General features: G+C 68.0%; 8 protein-coding genes and 2 pseudogenes. 7 read left to right on the top strand and 3 right to left on the bottom strand.

All coding sequences use genetic code 11. From position 1 onward, the window contains the following. Positions 1-29: 29 nt before the first annotated feature. Positions 30-998 carry a LysR family transcriptional regulator gene (locus tag QMO14_RS22385; RefSeq protein WP_301509831.1) on the bottom strand — a complete coding sequence of 323 codons (969 nt, stop codon included), beginning with the start codon at positions 996-998 and terminating at the stop codon, positions 30-32. A gap of 113 nt (positions 999-1,111) precedes the next feature. Between QMO14_RS22385 and QMO14_RS22380 the strand changes: the two genes are divergently transcribed. The 5 genes from QMO14_RS22380 to QMO14_RS22360 all read left to right on the top strand — a co-directional run bounded on the left by QMO14_RS22380 (position 1,112) and on the right by QMO14_RS22360 (position 6,705). Next, a complete protein-coding gene (locus QMO14_RS22380; protein WP_301509830.1) occupies positions 1,112-2,098 on the top strand; it encodes a tripartite tricarboxylate transporter substrate binding protein in 987 nt (328 codons plus the stop codon). A gap of 11 nt (positions 2,099-2,109) precedes the next feature. Continuing rightward, the gene (locus QMO14_RS22375; RefSeq protein ID WP_301509829.1) at positions 2,110-3,318 is read left to right on the top strand and encodes an amidohydrolase; all 1,209 of its coding nucleotides are present in this window, start codon (positions 2,110-2,112) and stop codon (positions 3,316-3,318) included. A 147-nt stretch (positions 3,319-3,465) separates the two neighbouring features. Beyond that, positions 3,466-4,515, top strand: coding sequence for an ornithine cyclodeaminase (locus QMO14_RS22370; RefSeq protein WP_301509828.1), 1,050 nt, complete (start codon positions 3,466-3,468; stop codon positions 4,513-4,515). A 39-nt stretch (positions 4,516-4,554) separates the two neighbouring features. Next, positions 4,555-5,595: a histone deacetylase family protein gene (locus QMO14_RS22365; RefSeq protein ID WP_301509827.1), complete on the top strand. Its 1,041-nt coding sequence runs from the start codon at positions 4,555-4,557 to the stop codon at positions 5,593-5,595. A gap of 132 nt (positions 5,596-5,727) precedes the next feature. After that, the gene (locus tag QMO14_RS22360) at positions 5,728-6,705 is read left to right on the top strand and encodes a tripartite tricarboxylate transporter substrate binding protein (protein ID WP_301509826.1); all 978 of its coding nucleotides are present in this window, start codon (positions 5,728-5,730) and stop codon (positions 6,703-6,705) included. A 6-nt stretch (positions 6,706-6,711) separates the two neighbouring features. Here the strand turns inward: QMO14_RS22360 and QMO14_RS22355 are convergent, their stop codons facing one another. Both QMO14_RS22355 and QMO14_RS22350 read right to left on the bottom strand, forming a co-directional pair. Next, positions 6,712-7,782 carry a Fic family protein gene (locus tag QMO14_RS22355; RefSeq protein WP_301509825.1) on the bottom strand — a complete coding sequence of 357 codons (1,071 nt, stop codon included), beginning with the start codon at positions 7,780-7,782 and terminating at the stop codon, positions 6,712-6,714. Between the two features lie 106 nt (positions 7,783-7,888). Then, positions 7,889-8,461, bottom strand: coding sequence for a TetR/AcrR family transcriptional regulator (locus tag QMO14_RS22350; protein ID WP_301509824.1), 573 nt, complete (start codon positions 8,459-8,461; stop codon positions 7,889-7,891). 90 nt (positions 8,462-8,551) lie between these two features. On the opposite strand from QMO14_RS22350, the pseudogene QMO14_RS22345 reads away from it, so the two are divergent. Both QMO14_RS22345 and QMO14_RS22340 read left to right on the top strand, forming a co-directional pair. After that, a pseudogene (locus QMO14_RS22345) lies at positions 8,552-9,142 on the top strand (MFS transporter); the annotation flags it as partial. Beyond that, positions 9,142-9,232, top strand: a pseudogene (locus QMO14_RS22340) (tRNA-dihydrouridine synthase); the annotation flags it as partial. The pseudogenes QMO14_RS22345 and QMO14_RS22340, both read left to right, overlap by 1 nt.

Genomic DNA, 9,232 nt, shown 5'->3' with positions numbered 1-9,232 from the left:
CTGAATGCCGCCCGGGCGGTCCGCGCGGATCAGGCGGTCCAGGCGGCGGCTTCCTGGCTCGCCGCCTCGCGCAGTGCCGCCAGGCAGGCGGCGACCGCCGGGCTGTCGTTCTCCGGGCTCTGCAGCACGCCGAGGCCCTCGAAATCTCCGCCGAACTCGTAGGGCACGCGTGCGACCAGGCCCCACTCCACGAAGGGCGCGATGACGCTGCGCGGCACCAGCGTCAGCACGCGGTGGCTGCGCAGCAGTTCGAGCACCAGCGGCAGCGAGGTGGTCGAGATCGGATGCAGCTCGGGTCTCGGCGCATCGGGCGGGTCGAACAGCGCATCGAAGACGCTGCGCACGCCGATGCCCTGGACAGGCTCCATCCAGCGCGCGGCGCGCAGATCGGCCAGCGTCGGCTGGGCCTTGCGCACGAGCGGATGGCGGCGGCCCGCCGCGATCCAGGGCACGTCCGGCGCAAGCCGCTCGAAGGTGCAGGGCGCGGGCAGCTCGCGCGGCCGGCGGCACAGCGCCATGTCCACGCGGCCGGACATCACGTCGGCCAGCAACTGATCGCCGGGCGCCTCCAGCACCTCGATGCGCAGGGCCGGGTAGTGGGCCGCGAACGACGGCAGCACCCGGCACAGCAGCCCGGAGACGCCGGCCGTGATCGCGCCCACGCGCAGCACGCCGCCCGCGCCGGCCTGCAGCGCGTGCACCGTGTCGGTCGATGCGCGCAAGGCGCTCAGCGTATTGCGCGCCATCGGGACCACCGCGCGGCCCGCGGCCGTGAGCCGCATGCCCCGCACGTGGCGCTCGAACAACGGCGCGGCGAGCAGGCCTTCGATGTCCGCCAGCGCCTGCGTGGCGGCGGGCTGGCTCATGCCGATCTGCTCGGCCGCGCGCCGCACGCTGCCCGAATCGGCAACGGCCACCAGCAGCTGCAGGTGCCGCAGGCGCGCCTTCGCGACCAGCCGGGCGTAGAGGACGGAGGAGGCTGGCGTCGCGTTGGACATGGCGGCTCTGGGGTATCGGGTTTGCTTATCGCGGAGGCCGCGAATCTATTGGAAGCCTGTCGACCGCGTCAACATAATCCGCCCACTTTCGTCTTACGCGGATCCTCGACTCCATGCAATTTCCACGTCGTCGGCTCGCCGCTATCTCGGCGGCCCTGCTGGGTTTCCTGGCGCTTCCCGTCATCGCGCAGGACGGCTATCCGCAGCGCCCGGTCAAGCTGATCGTGCCTTTCGCGCCCGGCGGCTCGACCGACATCGTGGCCCGCCTGGTGGCCGAGCGGATGCAGGCCGCGCTGGGCCAGCCGGTGGTCGTGGACAACCGCGCGGGCGGCGGCGGGATGATCGGCTCCGAAGCCGTCGCCCGCGCCGACCCCGACGGCTACACCGTGGGCATCGGCACCGTGAGCACGCTGACGGTGAACCCGGTACTGCTGAAGGCGAACCGCGTCGATCCCCTGAAGGACCTCGTGCCGATCACCATGCTGGCGACCGTCCCGTCGGTGTTCATGGTCCATCCCTCGTTCCCCGGGCGCAGTTTCGAGCAGGTGGTGGCCGAGGTGCGCGCCAGGCCTGACACCTACAACGTCGGCTCTTCGGGCCCCGGTTCCATCAGCCACCTGCTGATCGAGGCGATGAACACCGATCTCAGGTTCAAGCTGCGCCACGTACCGTACCGCGGGATGGGGCCGGCACTGACTGCGGCGCTGGCGGGCGAGACGCAGGTGTCGATCGACCAGTACCCCTCGTCGGCTTCGCACGTCAGGAGCGGCAAGCTGCTGCCCTTCGCCGTCGGCGCCTCGAAGCGGCTGGAGGCGCTGCCTTCCGTACCCACGCTGAAGGAACTCGGCCAGCCGGATCTCAACGAGCTTGCGATGACCTGGTTCGGCCTGGTGGCGCCGGCGAAGACGCCGCCAGCCATCCAGAAGAAGCTGCACGACGCGGCCGTGGCCGCGCTGCGCGATCCGGCGCTGGTCGCGCGCCTGAAGGATGCAGGGGCGGATGCGGTCGGCGGTTCCGCCGACGCCTTCCGCTCGCAGATCGAGAGCGGGCTGGCGCGCAACCGCCGCATCGCCCAGGCCGCCGGCATCGGCCCTGAATGAGCGGGCGCATCATGAACGTATTCAGCAGCCGTTTCTCCCTCGCCGGCATCGCCGAGACCATCGACTTGAAATCGCAGCGCCAGCACGCGGAGGTCGTCGCATGGCGGCGCCACCTGCACCGCCATCCCGAGCTGTCGTTCAAGGAGGTGGACACCGCCAACTTCCTCGAACGCGAGCTCGCAGCCGTCGAAGGGCTGAAAGTCAGCCGCCCCACGCCGACCAGCCTGCTCGCGCGGCTGGCCGGCGGCCGGAAGGGGGGCACGCTGGCGATGCGCGCGGACATCGACGCGCTGCCCGTGCAGGACCAGAAGCGCTGCGACTACGCTTCGGGCAATCCCAACGTCATGCACGCCTGCGGCCATGACGGCCACGCGGCGATGCTGCTCGGCGCGGCGCGCATCCTCGCGGGCCTGCGCGCCCAGGTGCCGGGCGAGGTGCGCTTCTTCTTCCAGCACGCCGAGGAGCAGCATCCGGGCGGCGCCCAGCAGATGGTGGATGCGGGCGTGATGAAGGGCGTCGACAAGGTGATCTCGGCGCACGTGATGTCCACGCTGGACACCGGCAGCATCGCGGTGCTCGACGGCCCGGCGCTGGCCAGCTCCGACCGCTTCGTGCTGCGCGTGCGCGGCCGCGGCGGCCATGCGGCCAACCCCGACCGCTGCATCGACCCGATCATGATCGGCGCGCAGATCGTCGGCAACCTGCAGGCCGTGGTCTCGCGCAACGCCGATCCGCACGAGGCGGTGATCCTTTCGGTCACCCGCTTCGACGGCGGCACCGCGTTCAACGTGATTCCGGACACGGTCGAACTGTGGGGCTCGGTGCGCTGCTTCAGCGAGCATGTGCGCGAACTGGTACCGGCGCTCGTGGAGCGCATCGCCAACGGCGTGGCGGGTGCGCACGGCGCGAGTTGCGAGCTGGAGTACATCCGCGGCTACAGCCCGGTGGTCAACGATACGGCGGTGGCCTCCCGGATGCGCGCGGTGGTGGAGCAGGGCATCGCGACCGCGGTGCTGCAGTCCATCAAGCCGCTGCCGAACAGCGAGGACTTCAGTGCCTTCCTGAAGCACGCGCCGGGTGCCTATGTGCTGATCGGTGCGCGCAGCGCCGCCAAGGGCATCGTGCATCCGCATCACCATCCGCATTTCGACTTCGACGAAGACGCCCTGCTGCACGGCGTGCAGCTGTTCGCGAATGCGCCTTTCCACCTCAACGCATAGGCCTTTGGAGAGTGTCGCCAAGGTCGTGCAAAGCGGCGCACAATGGCTCTCGACCCTTGGCGCAGGCGCATCCTGAATCAGCCATGGTGGAGTGAACACGCGATGGGATGAAGCGCCGCGGCACAGGGCTACACAAGGAGCCATGCCATGACCCGCTTCATCGATGTCTACAACCTGGTCCGCCTGGTGGACGAGACCGGTGTTCCGCAGTTCCTCACCGCGCTCGCCGACGCGCTGCGCGACGACTTCATGCGGTGGCGCGAGTTCGACAAGAAGGCCCGCGTGGCCAGCCATTCGCATCTCGGCGTGATCGAGCTGATGCCGGTGGCCGACGATGGCGCCTATGCCTTCAAGTACGTCAACGGTCATCCGCACAACACGCAGGTCGGGCTGCCGACCGTCATGGCCTTCGGCGTGCTCGCCGAAGTCGACACGGGCTACCCCGTGCTGCTTTCCGAACTCACGCTCACCACCGCGCTGCGCACGGCGGCCACTTCGGCGATGGCGGCCATGGCGCTGGCCCGGCCCGATTCGCGCAGCCTCGCGCTGATCGGCAACGGCTCGCAGAGCGAGTTCCAGGCGCTGGCCTTCCATGCGCTGCTGGGCATCGAGGAAGTGCGCGTGTACGACACCGACCCGCACGCCACCGACAAGCTGGTGCGCCACCTGTCGGCCTGCACGCCGCTGGACATCGTGCGCGCCCGCTCGGTGGCCGAGGCGGTGCGCGGCGCCGACATCGTCACCACCGTCACCGCCTACCAGGGGCGCGCGACGGTGCTCACGCCCGAGATGATCGAGCTGGGCATGCACATCAACGCGGTGGGCGGCGACTCGCCCGGCAAGACCGAACTGCACCCCGGCGTGCTCGGCAAGGCGCGCGTGTTCGTCGAGTACGAGCCGCAGACCCGCGTCGAGGGCGAGATCCAGCAGGTGGGGGCCGACTTTCCGGTGCAGGAGCTCTGGCGCGTGCTGCTCGGCGAGGCGCCCGGGCGCGAGAGCCCGACGCAGGTCACGCTGTTCGACTCGGTGGGCTTCGCGCTGGAGGACTACACCGCGCTGCGCTACATCCAGCGCATCGCCACCGAGCGCGGCATCGGCCGGCAGATCGCACTGGTGCCGGAGCTCGACGACCCGAAGGACCTGTTCGGGCTCACCGCCTCGGGCAGGCGCCGGGCGGCGCTGCGGCGTGCGGCATGATGGGCGGTTTCGCCACAGCCGCTCCTGCCGTACATCTCCATGCTCACCATCTACAACGACCTGCACGCTCTTCACCAAGGCAAAGTCGAGATGTTCCGCGGCGAGCTCGTGCCGTGCTTCGAGGTGCCCGCCCGCGTCGATCATGTGAGGCATGAGCTGGAGCGCCGGAACATCGGCCCGCTGCAGGCGCCCGACGCCTTCGACGAGGCGCTGCTGGCCAAGGTGCATGCGCCGCGCTACCTGGACTTCATCGCCCACGCATGGGACGAGTGGGTGGCGCAGGACCCGGCCAACGCGACGCGCGACGCGCTGCCCTCGTACTGGCCCACGCGCGGCATGCGCAGCGACGTGCTGCCGAAGAGCTTTCCGGCGCGCCTGGGGCTGTTCTCGTTCGATGCGGGCACGCCGCTGACGGCCGGCAGCTGGACGGCGGCGCGCCATGGCGCGGCCTGCGCGTGGACTGCCACGCAGCGCGTCATCGGGGGCGAGCGCGCGGCCTTCGCGCTCACGCGGCCGCCGGGCCATCATGCGGGCGCCGATTTCTTCGGCGGCTACTGCTTCATCAACAACGCCGCCATCGCCGCGCAGGCGCTGCGCGACGCGGGCGTGGAGCGCGTTGCCGTGCTCGACGTCGACTACCACCACGGCAACGGCACGCAAGCCATCTTCTACGAGCGCGACGACGTGCACTTCGCGAGCCTGCACGGCGATCCGCTGACCGACTACCCCTACTACCTGGGCCATGCCGACGAGCGCGGTGCCGGGCGGGGCGAGGGCTTCAACCAAAACCTGCCGTTGCCGCGCGGCACCGACTTCACCGCATGGCGCGCCGCGCTGAAGACCGCGCTGGCCCGCATCGCCGAGGTGAAGGCCGGCGCGCTGGTGGTCTCGCTGGGCGTCGACACCTTCGAGGGTGATTCGATCTCGGGCTTCAGGCTCAGGAGCGACGACTACCTGCGCATGGGCGAGGACCTCGCGCGCGCCGGGCTGCCGACGGTGTTCGTGTTCGAGGGCGGCTATGCGGTGGCGGAGGTGGGCGTCAACGCGGTGAACGTGATCGAAGGGTTCTCGCACGCCTAGCAGCTGACGCGCAGGCGACTCGGAGGCCGGAATTCGCCCCGGTTTCCCACGGAAATCAGGGCAGCCCCGATTGCCTTCGCCGGTGCGGCCGGGCCAAATCGTCGCTTTTCCCAAGTCAGGATCCAGTCAGCCATGCTCCGCCGCTCCACCTTCCTCCGTACCGCCGCCGCACTCGCCGCATCCGGCGGCCTCGCCCTTCCGATGGCGGCGCTCGCGCAGGCCTTTCCCGCCAAGCCCATCAAGCTGGTGATCGCCTTCCCGGCGGGCGGCCCGACCGACATCACCATGCGCCAGCTCGCGGAGAACGCGAGCAAGATCCTCGGCCAGCCGGTGATCATCGACAACAAGCCCGGCGCCGGCGGCACGCTGCCCGCGCAGGCGCTGCAGACCGCGCAGCCCGACGGCTACACCGTCGCGCAGATCCCGCTGGGCGTGTTCCGCCTGGGCTACACCACCAAGATCAACTGGGACCCGCTCAAGGACATCACGTACGTCATCAACGTCACCGGCTACGCCTTCGGCATCGTCGTGCCGGCCGACAGCCCCTTCAAGACCTGGGCCGACTTCGTCGCGTACGCCAAGGCCAACCCCGGCAAGCTCACCTACGGCTCCACCGGGACGCTGACCAGCCCGCACCTGACCACCGAGATCGTCGCGCAGAAGGCCGGCATCCAGCTGCAGCACGTGCCCTACAAGGGCAGCGCCGACCTGATGCTCGCGGTGGTCAGCGGCCAGCTGATGGCGGCGGCCGACAGCACCGGCTTCGCGCCGCAGGTCGAGGCTGGCAAGCTGCGCGTGCTCAACACCTGGGGCGAGAAGCGCCTGGCCAAGTTCCCCGACGCGCCCACGCTGAAGGAACTGGGCTACGACGTGGTGCAGAACTCGCCCTTCGGCATCGGCGCGCCCAGGGGCACRCCGCCCGAGGTGGTGAAGAAGCTGCACGACGCCTTCAAGCAGGCGATGGAGGAGCCGAGCTACGTAGCCTCGCTGGGCCGCTACGACATGCTGCCGAACTACATGAGCTCGGCGACTTACACCAAGTTCGCGCAGGAGACGGTGGTGCGGGAGAAGGCGATCATCGACAAGCTGGGCCTGGCGAAGGAGAAGTGAGTCGACCTACTTGCTGCCTCGCAGGATGGCGGCGAGCGCTATGTTGACGTAGTAGTTGCTGCGCCCGAACTTCTGCTTCTGAACGAAGCCGCCTTCGACCAGCGCGTCGAGATATTTGGTCGCGGTAAGGCGTGAGACCTGCAAGTCCTGTTGCACGAATTCGATCTTCGTGTACGGGTGCATGAAGAGGTTGTTGATCAGATCCTGGCTGTAGAACTTGTAGCTCTCGCGAATGCGGTGCTTGTAGTCGAACAACGCCGACTTGATCGCGTTGATCGTTCCGATGGTCTGACTTGCGGTTTGCTCCACGGCCTCGAGCAGGTAGAGCACCCATTCTTCCCATGCGTCGTGGTCTCGCACCGCCTGCAGCAAACGGTAGTAGTCGGCCTTCGTCTGCACGATGTGGCTGCTCAGATAGAGCACGGGGATATCGAGCAGCCGTTCTTTCACGAGATAGAGCACGTTGAGAATCCGTCCTGTGCGGCCGTTGCCGTCGTAGAACGGGTGAATGCTCTCGAACTGATGATGGATCAGCGCCATCTTGATCAAGGGATCGACGGTGAACAGATCGGCCTCGTTGACGAAGCGTTCCAACGCGCGCATCAATGCCACGATCTCACCGGGATCCTGCGGCGGCGTGTAGACAGTTCGGCCGGCAGCATCTTTCAATGCGGTGCCCGGCAGCTTTCGAAATCCCGCGTTGTTTCTTTCGAGCTCGAACTGGATCTGAAGGATGTGGTTCGACGTGATCAGCCCGCTTTCGCGAACCTGTTCGAAGCCCACGCGCAGCGCTTGCCGGTATCGCAGCACTTCCTTGGCTGCGGGGTTTGCAAAGGCCTCCGGCAACACGTCGTCCTTGAACAGCTCGTCGTGAGTCGTAACGATGTTCTCGATCTCGGAACTGTCTTTGGCCTCCTGGAGGCCCAGTGTGTTGATCAAGATCCCTTGATTGGGGATGGCGGCTGCAATGCCCTTGAGTTCAGCCAGCCTGCGGCTCGCGGTGGCGAGTCTTTTCAGAATTGCAGCCGTGTCGAAACGTGCGGGGTCCAGCTGATCGAGGGGAGCAAGGGTGTGCATGGAAATCAAGGATTTCTATACATGTTATGCCTGATATGTATAGAAAATTGAAATTTCTATACATGTGAACGGCTGCAGCTCGGGAAAAGCCAGAAAACTGCACAAGTCAGCAATTCAGACCGATTGCGAACAGTTCGTCCACCAGCCGGGACGCCAGTTCCGGCTGCACCGCATCTCCCCCGAACACCAGCCGGAACACGATCGGCGCGATCAGGTGATCGATCACCTGCTGCGGCTCGGGCGCGGATTCGCCACGGGCGCGGGCCTGCTCGACCAGGGTGAGCGCTTCCCTGCGGCGGTTGCGCAGGCAGTCGGTGTCGGAGTCGCCGTTGGCCAGCGCGGCCGCGGCTTTCAGCAGAGAGGTGTTGCACGGCCTGGACAGGTGCTCGATGAGTTCGCGCGCCCAGGCTTCAAGGTCGGCGCGCAGGGTGCCGGTGTCCGGCAACGGGCGGTTCGGGTCGAGCCGATGGGTGGCGGTTTCGGCCAGCAGGCCCTGCAGGTCGCCCCAGCGGCGGTAGATGCTGGAGGCGCTGACGCCCGCGCGCTCGGCCACCGCCGGCACCGTGACGCGCTCCCGTCCCTGTTCCGCCACCAGTTCTTCGAGGGCGGTGCGCACCAGTGCTTGCACCTGGGCACTGCGGCCGCCGGGGCGCTTGTTGGGGAGGGCTGTGTCGGTCATGGTGATGGACTTTAACGCAAAGATATTTGCTTTAGTGGATTCGCAGCTCTAGAATCACAAAAGCAAAAAAAGTTGCGTTAAGGATCAGCCATGCCGTCCTCCTGCCCCGAACTCGCTTCCGCCACCGCCGACATCGCAGCCCGCTCCAGGCCCTGGCGCCTGCCCCAGCGCACTGCCTTCCCGTTGCTGGCGGCGGTGCTGTTCGCCTTCTTCTTCGCTGCGGCCGCGCCTTCGCCGCTGTTCGTGGTGTTCCAGCACGCCTGGCACTTCTCGTCGTCGCTGCTCACGGTGGCCTTCGCGGTCTATGCGATCGCGCTGCTGCTCTCGCTGCTGGTGGCCGGGTCGCTCTCGGACCACATCGGGCGGCGCCCGGTGGTGCTGTCGGCGCTGGTGCTGCAGGCGGTGGCGATGGGGCTCTTCCTGCTCGCTGACGGCATCGGCGGGCTGATCGTCGCGCGCGTGGTGCAGGGCATTGCCACCGGCATCGCGAGCGGCGCGCTGAGCGCGGCGGTGGTCGAGGCGGCGCCGGCTGCGCGCAAGCGGCTGGGCGCGCTGATCACGAGCGTGTCGCCGCTCGCCGGCCTTGCGGTGGGCGCGCTGCTCACGGGCATGGCGGTGAAGTTCTCGGTGCAGCCGGTGATGCTGGTGTTCGGGGTGCTGGCCGCGGTGTTCACGCTGGGCGCGGCGCGCAGATCATCGACATCAACATGGGCTGCCCGGCCAAGAAGGTCTGCAACAAGTGGGCTGGCTCGGCGCTGATGCGCGACGAGC

The organism is Variovorax sp. CAN15 (assembly GCF_030462475.1).
In the GTDB taxonomy this organism is placed as follows: Bacteria; Pseudomonadota; Gammaproteobacteria; order Burkholderiales; family Burkholderiaceae_C; genus Variovorax.
Note: the sequence above shows the minus strand (reverse complement) of the source record. Positions and strands in the feature narration are given on the sequence as shown.